Here is a 16053-nt window from a genome sequence, read left to right on the forward strand (position 1 = left end):
CGACTTCGACGACGGCCAGGCCACCTTCGGGGCACCGGTCTTCAACGTCCGGGACATGAACCCGAACACCCTGCTCGCCGACCCGTCCACCGCACCCCTGGCAGCCCTCGGCAAAGCCACCTCGGACGCCGAACGACTCGACATCTTCGAAGCCGCCCTGAAAATGATCCGCACCGTGGCGGATCAGGACACCGCCATCGGTCTGGCCGGGATGGCGTCCGCCCTTGTAGGTGTCCGTCTGAGCAGCGTTAAAGTGGAAGAACATTGGAGGAGAATCATGGCCTTTGATCTGAATGATTCCAGCGTCATCCGTGATGCGCGCGCCAAGACTGCCAGGGCCGCCGTCTTCAAGGTCATCAACTACAGGTTCAACAATGATCCACAGGCTGGCGAGATCGCCGACCGGCTGGTCGCCGAAGATCCGGACACCGCTGTCGATCGTGTGCTGGCGGCTGAGTCGATCGAGGTTCTGATCGCCTGAGGCGTCAGAGGTGGAGTGGGGCCGCTGTCTCCGAGGTGCGCAGCGGCCCCACCCGCCGCGGGTTGGAGCCGACCTTCTTGCGGAGGACGTGGTTGATCTGGGCGGCGGGCCAGCGTAGCCACCGCTCCTCCGACGAGTGGATGGTCCGGCCGTCGGCGTGCTTGACGGTCGCCACCATCACGTGTTCGTGGTTGACGGTGGAGACCCGCAGGGCCGTCGGGTCGTCCGACGGGAGCACCGTCTTCTCGGCGTCCCACGCGTCGGTGGCGCTCGAGAACCAGATGATCTCCACGTGGGTGACCGCGTCGCTGTCGGTGGTGGTGAACGCGAACTCGGCGGTGTGCCCGCACTTCGGGTACTGACCGGAGCAGCCCTGCCAGTCCGACGCCGACACCCGGGTCAGGGTGGATCCCGCGCTGGTCAGGGTGGCGTCCGGGAAGAGCTGTGCCGCGGTGACCAGCGCCTCGGCGTCGTCGTTGTGGTTGTCGGCGTACGTGAAGACGCCGCCCAGGACCAGCGTGGTGCTCACGCAGACGAACGGGATGAACCCGGAACCGGAGAACAGCCGGTTGATGCCCAGTCCGACCGCCAGCAGCACGGCGCCCACGATGATGGTGCCGACACCCCACAGCATCCCGTCCGCGAGGAAGGCCGCGCCGTCCCCGCTCATCCGGTCCCGCGGGTCCGGCGTCATCAGCACCACGAAGGTGAGCGTCATCGTCCCCAGCGCGAGCAGCACGACCCGCCCGCGGGTGCCGCTGTGCGGGAACAGGAACCAGGTGACCAGCACGAGCACCAACGGCACGAGGGTCAGCGCCCAGCCGATGAGTGCCAGGCCGCCGTCGGCGCAGCCGGTCATCCAGCAGAGGCCCGCGGCGAGCCCGTCCCCGACGACCATCGACGCCGGGGAGGCGCCCAGCCCGATGCCGACCACGGTCGCCAGCAGTACGCAGACGATCCACACCCACAGCCAGTTGACCGTCCGGTCGGCGGCGGGCTCGGTGCGCTGAACACGCTTGCCCTTGGTGCGCTGGGCGCGCTTGCCCTCGGTGCGCTGGACGCGCTCGACAGATGACCGTATGTGCGGCTCGCGCCGTCTATTCCCCGCAGACATAGGGTGCCGATGATACGGAACGATCACCGCGGCCTCGCCTGATGAGACCGGTGACCATCAACTCAACGTATCGGCGTCGATCAGCGATCGATCGCGTGAGCTATCCGGGGATCGGGGTCCAGGAGACGAATTTGCCGGTCCGGTTGTCGCCGGACGACCGGCCCCGCAAACGCCGGTTGATCCACGGCAGCACGTGCTCGCGGTAGTACTGCAGCTCGTTCACGATGCTCCGTGTCTGCGGGTTCGGGTCGACGATGTGCGCCTCCACCGGGTACCCCAGTTTCGCCAGCACGTGGCTCGCCACCCGCCGGTGGCCGGCCTCGTTGAGGTGCAGCCGGTCCGACGACCAGTACTGCCGCTTCTGGATCTCCTTGTCGTGGAACATGTCCACGAACGTCAGGTCCTTGTCCGCGGCGAACGCGGCCACCGTGTCGGTGAGCTGGTCGCCCTTCTTGCGCATCGACGCGCCGAACGGCAGGTGGTCGGACGGGTCCGGGCCGCTGAGCAGCAGCACCCGGACGCCCGCGTCGAGGCAGCGCTGCACCGCCTGCTCGGTCATCGCGATCAGCTTCGTCATGTCGCTGCCCGGCCGCAGCATGTCGTTGCCGCCGCCGTTGAGGGACAGCAGCGTCGGCTTCGGCGACAGGGCCAGGGCCGCGTCGAGCTGGTCGGTGACGATCGGAGCCAGCAGGCGGCCACGGATCGCCAGGTTCGCGTACTCGATCGGCTCGCCCTCACCGGCGGCGATACCGGCCGCGACCAGGTCGGCCCAGCCCCGCTCGGTGCCGTCCGGGAGCGTGTCGCCCAGCCCTTCGGTGAAGCTGTCCCCGATGGCGACATACCGCATCGTCATTCCCGTCCCCCTAGACTCGGCACAGCTGATCACCGTATCGGGTGAAAGGACCGCCGGGTCAGAGACCCCAGTCGACGCTCAGGTACTGGGTCTCCTGGAACTCGCGCAGCCCCTCGCGGGCGCCCTCCCGGCCCAGGCCGCTCTGCTTGACCCCACCGAACGGCGCCGACGGGTCGGAGACCAGGCCCCGGTTGATGCCGACCATGCCCGCGTCGATCGCCTCGCCGATCCGCACCGCCTGTCGCAGATCACCGGCGAAGACGTACGCGGCAAGCCCGTATTCGGTGTCGTTGACCAGCGTCAGCAGCTCCTCCTCGTCGGTCCAGCGGGCGATCGGCGCGACCGGCCCGAAGATCTCCTCCTGCAGGATGGCCGCCGTCGCGGGCACGTCGGCGAGCACCGTCGGCGGATAGAACCAGCCCGTCTGCGGCCCGTCCGCCGCCCGGTGGCTGATCCGGGCACCCTCGGCGATCGTCTCCTCGACGGCGGCCCGGACCCGTACCAGCGCCTTCTCGTTGATCAGCGGACCGATGGCCGCGCCGTCGGCGGCCGCGCCCACGGTCAGCTTCTCGACCTCCGCGCCGAACCGGGCGACGAACGTGTCGTAGACCGCGTCGTGCACGTAGAACCGGTTCGCCGCGGTGCACGCCTGGCCGCCGTTGCGGAACTTCGCGATCATCGCCCCGGCCACCGCGGCTTCCACGTCGGCGTCCGCGGTGACCACGAACGGCGCGTTGCCGCCCAGCTCCATCGACGAGTTGACCACGCGTTCGGCGGCCTGCCTCAGCAGGATCCGGCCGATCGGGGTGCTGCCGGTGAACGAGATCTTGCGGACCCGCGGGTCGTCCAGCCAGGTGCCGACGACGCTCGCCGGATCGCTGGTGGTGACCACGGTGACCACGCCGTCCGGCAGCCCGGCCTCGACGAGGAGCTCGACGATCGCGATCGCGGTCAGTGGGGTCTCGGCGGCCGGCTTGAGTACGGCGGTGCATCCCGCCGCGATCGCCGGGCCGATCTTGCGGGTGACCATCGCCGCCGGGAAGTTCCACGGCGTGATCAGCGCGGCGACACCTACCGGCCGGTGCGAGACGAGGGTACGCGCACCGCCGGCCGGCGCGGATCCGTACTCGCCTCCCGGGCGTACCGCCTCCTCGGCGAACCAGCGGAGGAACTCGGCCGCGTACGTGACCTCGCCGGTCGCGTCGGCGAGCGACTTGCCGTTCTCCCGGCTGATCAGCAGGGCCAGCTCGTCGCGGTCCCGCAGCATCAGCTCGAAGGCCTTGTGCAGCACCTCGGACCGGCGCCGGGGTGCCGTCCGCGACCAGTCCCGGAACGCCGCCGCCGCGGTGTCGACCGCCTGCCGGGCCTCGCCGGGTCCGTGGTCGGCGACGGTGGCCACGGTTTCCAGGGTCGCCGGGTCGATCACCGGAATGCTCACAGGGACTCCTCCGTTCGGGGGCGGTACACCTCTAGTGTCCGAGCTGCTGCTATGCCCGTCCATTACCGTTGAGGCAGTCCGACTATGCCCCGGAGGCATGATGGAGTTACGCGCTTTACGGTATTTCGTGACTGTCGTCGAGGCAGGCACGGTCAGCGCCGCCGCGGACCGCCTCCACCTCACCCAGCCCGGCCTGTCCCGCCAGCTGCGCCAGCTCGAACGCGAACTCGGCGTCCCCCTGTTCGACCGGGTCGGCGGCCGTCTCGAACTCTCCACCACCGGCCGCGCCCTGCTGCCGCTGGCCCGTGACGTCCTGACCCGGGCCGACGCGCTGCGCTGGGCAGCCGCCCTGCACGCCCAGGGCGGCCTGCACCGGCTGACCATCGGCGCGCCCACGGTCACGCTGACCGACGTGGTGTCCCCGTTCATCGCCACCCTGGCCCCGGACGACCCGACGATCGACGTGCTGGGCGCGGACGGCCGCACCCCGGCCGAGACGCTGCGCCTCGGCACCGACCTGGCCGTCGGCACCACCCGCGAGCCGCCGCCGCTGGCCTGCCGGCCGTTGGCGGTGCTGCCCGTCTGGGCGTACGTCACAGCCGGCCATCCGTGGTCCGCCCGCGACGCCGTCACCCTGGCGGAGCTACTGGCGGAGCCGCTGATCGTGTTGCCGGCCGCCTTCACCGCACGGCAGGCCCTGGACGCCGCCCTGACCGAGGCCGGGCTGAGCCGGGGCGTGCCGATCGAGGCCGCCAACGGCACGGTCGCCCAGGCGCTGGCCGCGGCCGGACGCGGCATCGCGGTCGCCTCCGACGACCCGCGCTACGGCCTGGTCCCGCTGAGCATCGACCTGGGCGGACGTCGCCTGACCATCCGCCTGACCGCGGTCTGGGATCCGGCCCATCCCGCGGCGGCGACCGTCGAGGCCTTCGCCGCCCGGCTGGGCACCTTCGTCCGGGCCCGCTACGACGCACCCCCCGACTGAGGCTGATCGATACGTGACAAGCTGTCGCCCATGTCTCCCAAGATCCGCCGATCGGCCGGCTCCTTCACACCCCTCGAATCGTGGCTCGCCCGGGCGGGCGTCAAGCGCCGTGATCCGGCCCGGGACCTCGAGGCCTTCGGCAACGGGCAGCCCTTCAAGATGTTCTGCATGACGTGGACCGTCGGGCAGGCCCGCAAACGGCGTGTCGGCGCGGCTGAGGTCGTCGTGCCGAGGGGCGGCTGGCTGCATCTCACCCCGGGCGCGGAGGCCGTGTGGCACAGCTCGCCGGCGCGCGAGACCGTCATCGTCCCGCCGCAGGCCACGCTCGCGCGGTCGGACCGGCAGTTGTACTTCCGCAATCAGGCGGCGTTCACCCTGGGGACGCTCAGCGGGCTGCACGACTTCGCCATCCGCAAGGTCGACGAGGAACTGCTCAGGCTGGCCCTGGTCACCGGCGCCCCGGCGGCGGACGGACCGTCGTAGGTACGGCACGACGCTCACACCCACTGCGGGTGTGAGCGTCGAACCGAAGAACTACCTCCGGGTCAGGAGAGGCGGACCGCGAGGGACGACTGCCCGGGCTGGACCGTGACGACGGTCCCGGCCGGGTAGCGCAGCGTGTGGTCACGGTCGGTGGAGATCAGGACCAGCCCCAGGCGGTGACCGGCCGCGAAGACGTGATCCGTGGACTGCAGGTCCCAGCGGAAGGTGTACGACCGCCCGTCCCGCACCGGCGTGGTCCGGGCCGGGGAGAGGCGATTGCGTACGTCCAGCCAGCCCTGCGTGACGATCTCGTACGGGGTGGTGGCCGTCACGTACTCCCGCCGGTTGAAGCACCCCGGATCGCCCTCGATGCCGGGCCCGATGCAGTCCTGGGTGGTCAGCGTGCGCAGTCCGGCGTAACGCTCGGCCGGCCCGTAGTCCACGAGCAGCGCCGTAAGGTAGGGCGAGTCCCCGCTCAGGGCCGCCTTCACGGTCACCGACGGGGTCCCGGAGAGCCGGGTCGCCCTCGTGAACGGCTGCGTCAGGTAGGCCAGCCGGTTCGGGTCGACAGCCGTCTCGTCGGCGGTCAGCGAGGCCGCCGTCCGGGCCGGGTCGTCCACGAACGTCTGCGGGACGGTGGGGGACAGGGCGCTCAGTCGCAGCGACTTCTCCCGTCCGTCGGGAAGCGGCCAGGTCCGCGACGTCACCCACCGGTTCGGGGCGATCTCCACGTCGGCGACCGGCTCCCGCATGATCCCGGTGTCGATCTTGTAGAGCCACTGGTCGAACCAGCGGTGGAGAGTGGAGAGCCACTGCTCACGGCGTACGTTGAAGGGGTCGGTGTGCCCGGCCTGATGCAACCAGATCTTGCGCGGCACACCCCGCGCCGCCAGCGCGTCCCACCACTGACCCGCCTGGAGGGTGCGCACGTTGTCGTCGTGCAGCCCGTGCACCAGCAGCACGCTGGCCCGCACCTCGTCCACGTCGCGCAGATAGTCGCGTTCCGCCCAGTACCGGCTGTAGTCCCCGGTGATCCGGTCCTGATCACGCTCCAGAGCCGCCATGACGGGAGCGCACATCTCCGGATTCTTCCGAGTCAGCACCGCCTTGGCCAGTACGTCGGTGTCCTCACCCTGATACCCGCCGGGCGCGACCACTCCGCCGTTGGCCCGGTAGTAGTCGTACCAGCTGCTGATGGCCGCGATGGGGACGATGGTCTCCAGTCCCTCGACCCCGGTGGTGGCGACCGCGTTGGGCAACGTCCCGTTGTAGGAGGCGCCGATCATCCCGGTCCGCCCGGTGGACCAGCCCGCGGTGACCGGAGCGCCGGAGGCGTCGAAGCCGGGCGCCCGTCCGTTGAGCCAGTCGACCACGGCCTTCATGCCGAGGGTCTCGTTGCGCCCGCCGGTGGTCGGGCAGCCCTCCGAGCCGCCGCTGCCCAGGCTGTCCGCGAAGACCACCGCATAGCCGCGCGGGACGAAGTAGTTGTCCAGGTATCCGGCGAAGGTGATCGCCTCGGCCCGGTTCGCGGCCACGGCGGCGCTCAGCGCGGCGTCGTCACCGGTCCGGTCGATGTCGTCGTGGTTGGGCACGTCGTTGAGGCCGGCGTAGTACGGGCTGGCCTGGAAGACGACCGGCACCCTCCGGTCGGTGGACGGCCGGATGATCCGGACGGCCACCCGGTCGGGCCGGCCGTCGGCGTCACTGTCCACCTGACTCTGCACCCAGACCTCCTCGCGGACGGCCTGGGTGTAGTCGTAGACCGGCTGGGTGCCCGTCGGCGGCGCCGCGGACGCGGGGACGGCCGGGGCGGTGAGGGCTGCGGTGAGAACGGCGATCCATGCGAGTCGCATCGCGTCACGATATCGCCAGGCATCGATCGCCGGTGTCCCCCGCGGTCAGCGGATCTGGAACTCGAAGAGCGAGTAGCCGTACTGGTTGGACCGCTCGGTGCCGTACATCCGGACGTACCGGGCGACGGTCCTCTTGCCGGCGACACTGACCGTGCCGCCCTTGCCGGCGGTGGTCGACCACAGGGTCTTCCAGGTCTTGCCGTCCACCGAGGTGTCCACCCGGTACCGGACGCCGTGCGCGTTCTCCCACATCAGCGTCACCTCGGAGAGCTCCCAGCGCTGCCCCAGGTCGACCTTGAGCCACTGCGGGTCGGTGAAGGCGCTGGACCACCGGGTGGACGGGTCGCCGTCGGTGGCGTTGATCGCCCGCCACGGGTCGCCCTCGGTGCCGGAGGCGGTGGTGGTGGCGTTCAGTGCCAGGTTCGTCCCGGAAGGGTTCTTCTTGCCGGCCGGGGCCGCGGCCTTGGTCGCGCTGGGCGCCGCAGACGTGGGCGACTCCGAGGGCGACACCGTCACCGAGGCGGAGATCGAGGTGGTGGCCGAGGCGGAGGCGGCGGGGGACGGTGAGGAGGCGGTGCCGGCCGCCGACGGGGTCTCGAAAGCGGGGTACTCCACCGGTGCGGCCCCGGACGTGCCCGGCGTGACCGTGGTGGAGGCGGCCGGCATGGTCTCGTACACGAAGGCGGTGGTCCCCGCGGTCAGCGCGACGGCCAGGGCGACGCCGCCGCCGATCAACCACCCCGTGCGGCGCGGGCCGGTTGCCTGCGCCGCGTCCTGGGCGGGTTCTTCGTGGGGTACGCCTGGCGTGACGGTGCCGAAGCCGCCGAGTCCGGCCGGTCTCTCGTGCGGGACCGGGCCACCCGTGCGCGGGGCCGGTCGCGCGGGCATCCGGCCCAGCCTCAGGCTGTCCGCGCGGGACGACCGCTGCGGGTGCTCCGCGCCGGGATCGTCACCCGTGGGCTGACGGGTGTCATCTGACCCCTCCACAACAGTTCCTCCGGCTCTCGCGCGCAACGACGCGCAGTATCCTGACGTATGACGGTGTCCGGCGATACACCAGGACTGTCCACTTCCGGCCCGGTCACGGCCGGATCGTGCGAGGACGTCCGCAGATGTGATGCCAGTCACTCCACGATGGGCGCGGTTCGCGTTACCGCTGGTCATGCACCGGCTACGTCGCGCAGCCGTTCGATGCCGGTCACGATGGTCCGCAGTCCGGCGGTCAACTCCCGGGACCGCCGTGCGGGGAGCCCGCCCATGACCCGCGACTCGATCGCGTTGAACCGGGGATAGATCTCGCGCAGCAGTGCCGCCCCGGCCGGGGTCAGCCGCAGCTGGACCAGCCGGCGGTCGTCGTGCCGCGGCTCCCGGGCCAGCAGCCCACGGCTCTGGAGTGTGCGGACCACTCCGGTCAGCGTGGCCTTCGAGACGGCGGCCGCGTCGGCGGCGTACCGGGTCTCCAGCCCGTCGCCGATCCACACCGCCCGGAGCACCGCGAAACCGGTCCAGCTCAGGTCGTGCGGGCGGAGCACCTCGGCGGTCACGTGGGCCCGCAGTGCGGCGGCGGCCCGGTGCACGGCGGCGGCCGTCCGTGCCGCGTCGAGGTCCAGGTCCGGTCCGAGTTGTCCGATGCGGGCGCGGGCCGCCTGCTCGCCGGCGTCGAAGGGGTGCCGATCCGTCATGCGGGCCGATGGTAGGCCCCGGAGTGGATCAGAAGTGCTGGTGGCGGGCCACCCCGGCGGCCGGTGGCGGGATCTCTGCTGGCAAGCTTCCTGCTCGTGCAAGCACTTCGGCTGATTCTCCTCTTCATTCACCTGGTCGGGTTCGCGCTGCTGCTCGGCGGCGCGGTGGCTCAGTTCCTGTCCGGAAGGATCCGGATCAACCCGGCGGTCCTCTGGGGCTCGATCATCCAGCTGGTCAGCGGCATCGCGCTGTCCGCGCCGCTGCGGGGCGGCGGCGACCACGAACCCGACCCGATCAAGCTCGGCGTGAAGCTGCTCTTCGCCGTGCTGATCTTCATCATGGTGTTCGTCCCGCGGAAGCGGGACGAGGTCAACAAGGGCCACTTCATCGGCATCCTCACGCTGACCCTGGTGAACGCCGCGGTCGCCGTCTTCTGGCGCTGACCGCCCGGACGCGGACGGGGAGGCCCGGCGGCAGGCACTCGCCGGACTCCCGGCCGTGTCCACCGCCCGGGGGATGTCGCGTGGGGTCATCCGCCCGGGGGCGGGTCGAAGTGGTCCCGTGACCAGCGGCCCAGCTCGTCGAGCAGTGGACGGAGCTGCTCGGCCAGCGGGGTGGGGGAGTACTCCACCCGCGGCGGTGCCCCGGCGTGCTGGATCCGGGTCAGCAGGCCGTCCTCCTCGAGGCGGCGCAGCCGTCCACTCAGCATCGGCGGGCTGATACCCGGAATCCGCCGCTGGATCTCGGTGAACCGCATCCCACCGCTGTGCAGCACGACCCAGAGGATCTGCAGCACCCAGCGACCGGAGATCGCCGCGATCGCGCGGGTGGGGGGTTCGGTGACCACTCGGACGTCGTGCATCCGGTCAGACCATCATCACCGGCATGACGTCCGATCGACGTCCGATCAACGTTCGGTCGACGAACGTGTGACCGGCAACACAAGAGACGGTTTTTGCCGGGGTTAGGTCGCTTGTGCGGCTTATATGCGATCTGATCGATTGCTGTCTTCGTGCAGCGGGTGTGCACTAATGCCACCCGGATCGGCCTCGGTCATCGCCGGAGCAGACGTCGGAGCAGCTGTCTGTACAGTCCGCGAACGGGGGGTGACCCGGGTCTCTCGCCCGCGAACGGGCCGGTGAACCGGTACCCTTCGGCGGTCGGGTCCGGATGTCGGATCCGGTGATCATGCCCACGGCGCCCGGGCGGGGGCCGTTGCGTAGGATTTTCGGGCCGCACGATCGCAACAGACGGGAACCGAGAAACGCGATGCCGCTCACTCCAGCAGACATTCACAACATGGCCTTCAAGAAGCCGCCGATAGGCAAGCGTGGATACGACGAGGAGGAGGTCGACGCCTTCCTCGACGAGGTCGAGCAGGAGCTGATCCGCCTTCTGGAGGAGAATGGCGCGCTGAAGGACACCCTCCAGCGTGGTCCCGGAGCCCCGCCGAGCGCGGCCTCCACGATGGTGCTCAACAACGAGTTCGCCGACCTCGCCCAGCAGCTCGAGCGCCTGCAGGAGGCCCGGGCCCGCGCCGAGCAGAACGCGCGCAGCGTCCAGTCGCAGCTCGAGCGCGCCCGCAGCCAGCCGCCGTCCGGCGCGATGCCCACCGTCGGTGACGACGACCGCAACGCCCGGGTGCTGATGATGGCGCAGCGGACCGCCGACGAGCACATGCGTGACGCCCAGCGCGAGTCCGACTCGTTGATCTCCACGGCCCGCAACAAGTCGGAGCAGATCACCAGCGAGGCGCAGCTCAAGGCCGCCACCATCGAGAGCGACGCCCGCCGCAACCACACCGAGGCGATGGAGAGCCTGGTGGAGAAGCGGGGTTCCGCCCTCGACGAGATCGACCGCCTGGGACAGCTCGCGCAGAGCTACCAGGAGGCGCTCACCAACCACGTCACGCAGCAGCTGATGGACCTGACCAGCACGCCGGACGCCCAGTCGTCGCGTGAGCTGTCGTCCCGCGAGCTGCCCTGACGTCCACCCCGCCCGGTGCCGGACACCGGGCGGGGACCCGGTCGCACGAGCCCCGCGGTGCCGGACATCCGGCGGGACCCGGTTGACGATCCCGCGGTGCCGGGCATCCGGCGGGGACGCGGTGAACGAACCCCGCGGTGCCGGACACCGGGCGGGGACGCGGTGAACGAACCCCGCGCCGCCGTGGTACATCCCGGCGACAGGTCTCCGGGACGGGGTGTGGTGAACCATGAACGACGTATGGGCCGGCGAGGCCGCCGACGGCCGGGTCCGGGTGGAGTTGGACAACGCCGGGCGGCTGCACGACCTGAGGCTCGACCCGAGCGTTGCCTATCTGGCCACCGAGGAGCTGCGGCGGGCACTGATCGCCGCCTTCACCGCGGCGCAGACGGCCGTGACCGGCCCGGCCGGTCCGGGAGGCACCCCCGTCGATCCGGAGCGGCTGACGGCCCTCCTGGACGAGACCACGGACACCGCCGAGCGCCGCTTCGCGGAGATCTCCACCGCGCTGTACGACATCAACCGGCGGGCGGCCCGGCAGTGGTGAGCGCGCGGCTGCACCTGGACCCGGAGATCGTCGCCGCCTGCGGCCGGGAGCTGGCCGGCGTGGCACAGCGGCTGGCCGAGGAGAACGCGGCCCTGCAGGCGACGATCACCGGATCGGCCGGCCCGTGGGGCGCCGACGAGTCGGCAAGCGTGTTCGCGGTGGCCTACCAGGCGGTGCTCGGGCAGGCGATGGTGGCGCTCGGGTCGTACACCGAACAGCTCGGTTTCGCGGCGGCCACCCTGGTCTTCGAGGCGCGCGCGGTGGTCGAGGCCGACGAGGCGGCCGCCGCCGACCTGTACGCCGCAGGCGGCCTGCCCGGAGCCTGAGCCGCTGATGTGGCCGGAGAGCACTCCGCCCGGCGGTGGCGGCCGCCGGGCGGAGCGGTCGGTCAGCGCCGGACCAGGTGCACCCGGTAGACGCTGCGGGTGTTCCCGTCCTCACTGGTCGTCGTCACGATGTGCAGCTGGCCCTCCCGGGTCACCGCCACCGTCGCGTACGGGTCGAGGGTCTCCGCCGTCACCGTCGCCCGGTTCGGGTTCTTCACCAGGACCCGGTACGTGTGCGTGTCCGGGTCGAAGCCGCGGAACAGCACGCCGTCGACACGTAACCCGGTGACGGTCGCGTCGGTCCCGGCACCGGGGGCTTTCGCGTACACCTGAATCTCGGCGACCGTGAGATAGCCGTCCGGCACCGCCGTGAGCACCAGGCAGATCGGACCGGCGGAGCCGGCCGGGACGGGGAGATCCACCGAGAGCGGGCCGGCCGCACCCACCGGCACCGGCGACCCGGCCGGCCGGCATCCGTCGCTGGTGGCGACGCCCGCCTGGATGCTCGCCGGGAGGCCGCCGCCGGACGCGTTGTCCTTGTAGAAGTGGGTGACGACCCGGCTCGGCTCGCGTCCGGCCGGCACGGTCAGGGTGAGTGTCTCGGCCGGGTTGCGGCCCGAGGACTTCCAGTTCGACCAGGCCTTGTCGGTGGTGTCGCCGTTGGTGAGGCCGGTCGTGGTGTAGCCGCCCTCGGTGTACGACGCGGCCACGGTCACCCCGTCGGCGACGCTCTCCGACGGCTCGGTGACCTGGACCCGGACGGTCGCCTTCAGGGTGCGGCCGGGTACCACCGTCGCGGTGCCGGTCAGGGTGACCACCCCGGTGGCGCCGAACGTCCCGGACGACCAGGTGACCGGTACGTTCGCGGTGCCGCCGTGGGTGCCGGTGGCCACCACGGTCGCCGGCAGCGCGGGCTGACCGTTCACGTAGGTCTTGGCGCGGGCCGGCCGGGTGGCGGTGAAGAGATCCACGGTGACCTCGGCGGTCGCCGTGACGGCCTGACCGCGTACGTCGGTGGCGGTGCCCCGGACCTTGACGACGCCCGGCTTGATCCAGCGTTGTCCGGCCGGGACGGTCCAGGTCACCGGCAGGGTGGTGGTCCCGCCGCCGGCCAGTGTCGCGGTGACGGTGGCCGGCAGCGCCGGGGCCCGTCCCGGCACGGTGTAGGTCTGCACGGTCTCGGTGCCGGTCACCGTCTCGTCCTTGATCGTCCAGCGCTGGTTGGTCGCCGAGGAGGGCTGCCAGACGCCGACCGCGGTGCCGTCGGCGGTGCCGCCGCCGGAGACGTCGAGCAGTCGCCGGGCGGCCACGTTGATCAGCGTGTACGTGCCGTCGCCGGTGGTCGAGGCGACCCAGAGCGCGCCGTCGTCGGGGCTTGCGGTGGCGGGTTCCACGACCGGTGTGCCGCCGCGGACCGCGAGGCGCTTGCCATCCGCGGCGTTGGTGAGCGTCCAGCGGGCCCGGTTGGTGCCGTCCCCGCCGGCCGGGGTGACGGTCCACAGCTGCTCGGCGGTGGCGGCGCCGGTCCGGATGGCCAGGGTGCCGGTGGCGGTGGGGGCCAGTGAGCGGCCGCCGGCCACGCTCTGGAGGCGGTACGTGTGACCGGCCCGCAGGTGGGCGGCCCCGGGATCCGCCGAGGACACCCCTTCGACCAGGAACGTGGTGACGGACTGGCCGGGCACGGTGAGGGTGGCCTGGCCGCCGGTGACGCGTACCGGGGTGCCGCGGACGAGTTTGCCCGTGGCGCTGGTGACGACCGGGGTGACGGTCGCGTTCGTGGCGATCGTCTGGAACTTGGCGAGGTTCAGGCGGACGGTCGCGGGGGTGGTGGCGGCGTTGGCGTGCACGACCGTGGCGCCCTTGCCGTCGGCGCGGACCGCGGCGACGCTGTGCGTGTCGTCCACCTTGACGACGTGGTCGCCGGGCTGCACGTAGTGGGTGAAGTTCCGGATCGTGTCGAACTTCGTGTTGGTCTGGATCGGACAGGTGGTCAGATCATCCGAGCTGTCACAATCGAAGGGAACGTGGATCGAGCCCCACTGCAGGTTGCCTTCGGCGACCATGTTGTCGGCGTCCTCGACCGGCTGCCACAGCACCCAGGCCGACGGCTCCAGCTCCCGCAGGTCGTCGATGATCCGCTGGGCCATGCCGAGGCCGGAGTTCATGCTGGTGAAGTCGTTGCCCCAGCTGCCCTCGATCTCGCTCATCCAGAGCGGGCGCTGTTCGGCCTTGGCGATGTCGCGGACCGCGGTGCGCTGGCCGGTGCCGTAGGTGTGCACGTTGATCCGGTCCACCGCGGCGCGGGCGGGATCGGTCAGGCCGTACCAGTCGGTGATGAGCGTGCCCGGGTTGGTCTCGTCCGGTGCCGCGATCCTCCGGTCCGGCGCGGCCCGGTGAAGCGCTTCGATGATCGCCGCCTGCAGCGCGGGGGAGGCGTGGGCACCCTCCTGACGGCCGCCGGTGGGCTGGCCGTCGGCTCCCAGTTGGGTACGCCAGTAGTTCGTGTTCGGCTCGTTGAGCGGCTCGATGGTGTCCACCGTGATCCCGTGCGCCTGTTCGAGGTACTCGGTGACGCGGACCAGGTAGGTGGCGAAGTCGTCGGCGGTGTCGGCGCGGATCTGGTCGGTGGTGGCGTCGAAGCCGCCGGAGACGTACCCGCTGACGGTCTGGAACCACGGCGGCGAGTTGCTGAAGGTCTCCCAGTGGTCGACCTCGCTCTTGATCCGGTCGACCCACCAGCGCTGGTTCGCGTCGGCGTCCCAGTCCCAGTCCGCCGGGTCGTCCGGGTCCCACCAGTCCTTGTCGGCCGGGGTGTACTGCTCGGACGCCTTCCACCAGCCGGGGACGTCGCCGCCCGGACGCAGGTAGTCCCGTACGGTCGGGGCGTTGCCGCCGCCGATGTTGTAGCGGGCGATGTTGAGGTTCAGGCCGTCGTCGGAGAAGAGCAGGTCGGCGAGGCGTTCCCGGATCTCGTCGGGGTAACCGCCGGTGGCGTGCGCGAGCCAGGCCAGGCTGGTGCCCCAGCCCTCCCAGGCCGGGCCCTGGTAGGACGGGTCGGGTGTGATGGTGACGGCGGACGCGGTGGTGTCCGCGGCGGCGGCCGGTGGCGGCGGTGTGAGGGGAACGAGCACGAGGCCGGCGCCCAGAACCGCGGCGGCCAGGCCTTCTCGGAACGTCATATGTCTCCTCAGGGGAAACCGACTGTTACGGGGGCAATGATGTTTGCGTAAACATCAGCGGCATTGTCACGACGCCCGTCGATCGATGTCAAGCATTCGTGGTAGAGCAGTGGTCATGCCCGCCGATGCGACCGCGCACCCGACACCGAGCCTCCACGCCCGCGAGATCGTCCGCGGGGCCTACGACACCCACGTGCACGTCGCGCCGGACGTGATGAGACGCCGCATCGACGACGTCGGCCTGGCCCGCCGCTTCGCCGAGGTGGGGATGGCGGGCTTCGTCCTCAAGTCCCACTACGTGCCGACCGCCGAACGGGCCGAGGTGGTCCGCGGCGTCGTCCCCGGCGTCGACGCGCTCGGCGCCCTCACCCTCAACGGCTCGGTCGGCGGCCTCAACCCGGTGGCCGTGGAGATCGCCGGCCGGCAGGGTGCCCGCATCGTCTGGCTGCCCACGGTCGACTGCGCCAACGAACGCGCCAGCCGGGCCGCCCTGGCCCCCGGCACCCCGGTGCCGATGTGGGCCGCGCTCCAGGACGAGCTTGCGGAACAGGGCATCGTCGCGCCGGCCATCGAGGTGCTCGACGACGACGGCGCGATCGTGCCCGACCTGATCGCCGTCCTCACGGTGATAGCCAAGCACGGCATGGTGCTGGCCACCGGCCACCTGAGCGGTCCGGAGATCGTCAAGGCGGTGGACGCGGCCGCCGGCGCCGGGGTTCGCGACATCATCGTCACCCACCCCGAGTTCACCTCGCAGCAGCTCGACGTCGCGACCCAGCGGCACCTGGCCGGCCGCGGCGCGCTGCTGGAACGGTGCTTCACCACCCCGTACACCGGGAAGGTCTCCTGGGATCTGGTCTTCGAGCACATCCGGGCGGTCGGCCCGGAACACTCGATCCTCTCCAGCGATCTGGGTCAGCCGTTCAACCCGCCGGTGGAGGACGGACTCGCGCTGCTCGCCGACCGGCTCCTCGGCGCCGGGTTCACCGACGACGAGGTGCACACCATGGCGGTGACCAACACCCGGCGTCTCGCCCGTCCGGGAAATCTCCCGGCAACATCTTGACTACCTGACTGTTACCGCTCACATTCAAATGACCTCCTTCGATGCGGCTGTGCTCACCC

The 16053-nt window shown here is 71.2% G+C and carries 16 protein-coding genes; 8 read left to right on the plus strand and 8 right to left on the minus strand.

All coding sequences use genetic code 11. The annotated features are described in order from the left end of the window. Window positions 1-481 (plus strand): hypothetical protein (locus QSK32_RS44780; RefSeq protein ID WP_285475484.1); only part of this gene is annotated, 481 nt, incomplete at its 5' end. A gap of 4 nt (window positions 482-485) precedes the next feature. Here QSK32_RS44780 and QSK32_RS44785 read toward each other — a convergent pair. The 3 genes from QSK32_RS44785 to QSK32_RS44795 all read right to left on the minus strand — a co-directional run bounded on the left by QSK32_RS44785 (window position 486) and on the right by QSK32_RS44795 (window position 3886). Further along, window positions 486-1595: a hypothetical protein gene (locus QSK32_RS44785; protein ID WP_285475485.1), complete on the minus strand. Its 1110-nt coding sequence runs from the start codon at window positions 1593-1595 to the stop codon at window positions 486-488. Between the two features lie 100 nt (window positions 1596-1695). Next, a complete protein-coding gene (locus QSK32_RS44790) occupies window positions 1696-2448 on the minus strand; it encodes an SGNH/GDSL hydrolase family protein (protein ID WP_245674252.1) in 753 nt (250 codons plus the stop codon). Between the two features lie 58 nt (window positions 2449-2506). Further along, complete coding sequence (locus QSK32_RS44795; RefSeq protein WP_285475486.1) at window positions 2507-3886, minus strand: NAD-dependent succinate-semialdehyde dehydrogenase; 1380 nt, start codon at window positions 3884-3886, stop codon at window positions 2507-2509. A 127-nt stretch (window positions 3887-4013) separates the two neighbouring features. Here QSK32_RS44795 and QSK32_RS44800 point away from each other — a divergent pair, with 127 nt between their 5' ends. Next, window positions 4014-4871, plus strand: coding sequence for a LysR family transcriptional regulator (locus QSK32_RS44800; protein ID WP_245674253.1), 858 nt, complete (start codon window positions 4014-4016; stop codon window positions 4869-4871). A 30-nt stretch (window positions 4872-4901) separates the two neighbouring features. Further along, window positions 4902-5354: a hypothetical protein gene (locus QSK32_RS44805; protein ID WP_285475487.1), complete on the plus strand. Its 453-nt coding sequence runs from the start codon at window positions 4902-4904 to the stop codon at window positions 5352-5354. Between the two features lie 62 nt (window positions 5355-5416). Here QSK32_RS44805 and QSK32_RS44810 read toward each other — a convergent pair whose 3' ends face one another. From QSK32_RS44810 to QSK32_RS44820, 3 genes are all read right to left on the minus strand, one after another. Then, window positions 5417-7207, minus strand: coding sequence for a Xaa-Pro dipeptidyl-peptidase (locus tag QSK32_RS44810; protein WP_285475488.1), 1791 nt, complete (start codon window positions 7205-7207; stop codon window positions 5417-5419). Window positions 7208-7252: 45 nt separating this feature from the next. After that, window positions 7253-8095 (minus strand): discoidin domain-containing protein, encoded by an 843-nt coding sequence (locus tag QSK32_RS44815; RefSeq protein WP_285475489.1) that lies wholly within the window; start codon window positions 8093-8095, stop codon window positions 7253-7255. 272 nt (window positions 8096-8367) lie between these two features. After that, on the minus strand, window positions 8368-8889 hold the full coding sequence (locus tag QSK32_RS44820) for a MarR family winged helix-turn-helix transcriptional regulator (RefSeq protein ID WP_045746795.1): 522 nt from the start codon (window positions 8887-8889) through the stop codon (window positions 8368-8370). Window positions 8890-8985: 96 nt separating this feature from the next. Between QSK32_RS44820 and QSK32_RS44825 the strand changes: the two genes are divergently transcribed. After that, window positions 8986-9333: a hypothetical protein gene (locus QSK32_RS44825; protein ID WP_045746818.1), complete on the plus strand. Its 348-nt coding sequence runs from the start codon at window positions 8986-8988 to the stop codon at window positions 9331-9333. Between the two features lie 86 nt (window positions 9334-9419). Here the strand turns inward: QSK32_RS44825 and QSK32_RS44830 are convergent, their stop codons facing one another. Beyond that, window positions 9420-9752 carry a winged helix-turn-helix transcriptional regulator gene (locus QSK32_RS44830; protein ID WP_285475490.1) on the minus strand — a complete coding sequence of 111 codons (333 nt, stop codon included), beginning with the start codon at window positions 9750-9752 and terminating at the stop codon, window positions 9420-9422. A gap of 407 nt (window positions 9753-10159) precedes the next feature. On the opposite strand from QSK32_RS44830, the gene QSK32_RS44835 reads away from it, so the two are divergent. From QSK32_RS44835 to QSK32_RS44845, 3 genes are all read left to right on the plus strand, one after another. After that, complete coding sequence (locus QSK32_RS44835) at window positions 10160-10876, plus strand: DivIVA domain-containing protein (RefSeq protein WP_045746797.1); 717 nt, start codon at window positions 10160-10162, stop codon at window positions 10874-10876. Between the two features lie 229 nt (window positions 10877-11105). After that, window positions 11106-11423: a YbaB/EbfC family nucleoid-associated protein gene (locus QSK32_RS44840; RefSeq protein ID WP_285475491.1), complete on the plus strand. Its 318-nt coding sequence runs from the start codon at window positions 11106-11108 to the stop codon at window positions 11421-11423. Continuing rightward, entirely contained in the window at window positions 11420-11749 is a 330-nt protein-coding gene (locus QSK32_RS44845; protein ID WP_157411452.1) for a PE domain-containing protein, read from the plus strand. The genes QSK32_RS44840 and QSK32_RS44845 overlap by 4 nt, the downstream gene beginning before the upstream one ends. Window positions 11750-11811: 62 nt before the next feature. On the opposite strand, the gene QSK32_RS44850 is transcribed toward QSK32_RS44845, so the two are convergent. Continuing rightward, the gene (locus QSK32_RS44850; RefSeq protein WP_045746800.1) at window positions 11812-14928 is read right to left on the minus strand and encodes an RICIN domain-containing protein; all 3117 of its coding nucleotides are present in this window, start codon (window positions 14926-14928) and stop codon (window positions 11812-11814) included. Between the two features lie 115 nt (window positions 14929-15043). On the opposite strand from QSK32_RS44850, the gene QSK32_RS44855 reads away from it, so the two are divergent. Next, complete coding sequence (locus QSK32_RS44855) at window positions 15044-15994, plus strand: DUF6282 family protein (protein WP_045746819.1); 951 nt, start codon at window positions 15044-15046, stop codon at window positions 15992-15994. The last annotated feature ends 59 nt before the right edge of the window (window positions 15995-16053 follow it).

It is taken from the genome of Actinoplanes sp. NBRC 101535 (assembly GCF_030269225.1).
In the GTDB taxonomy this organism is placed as follows: Bacteria; Actinomycetota; Actinomycetes; order Mycobacteriales; family Micromonosporaceae; genus Actinoplanes; species Actinoplanes rectilineatus.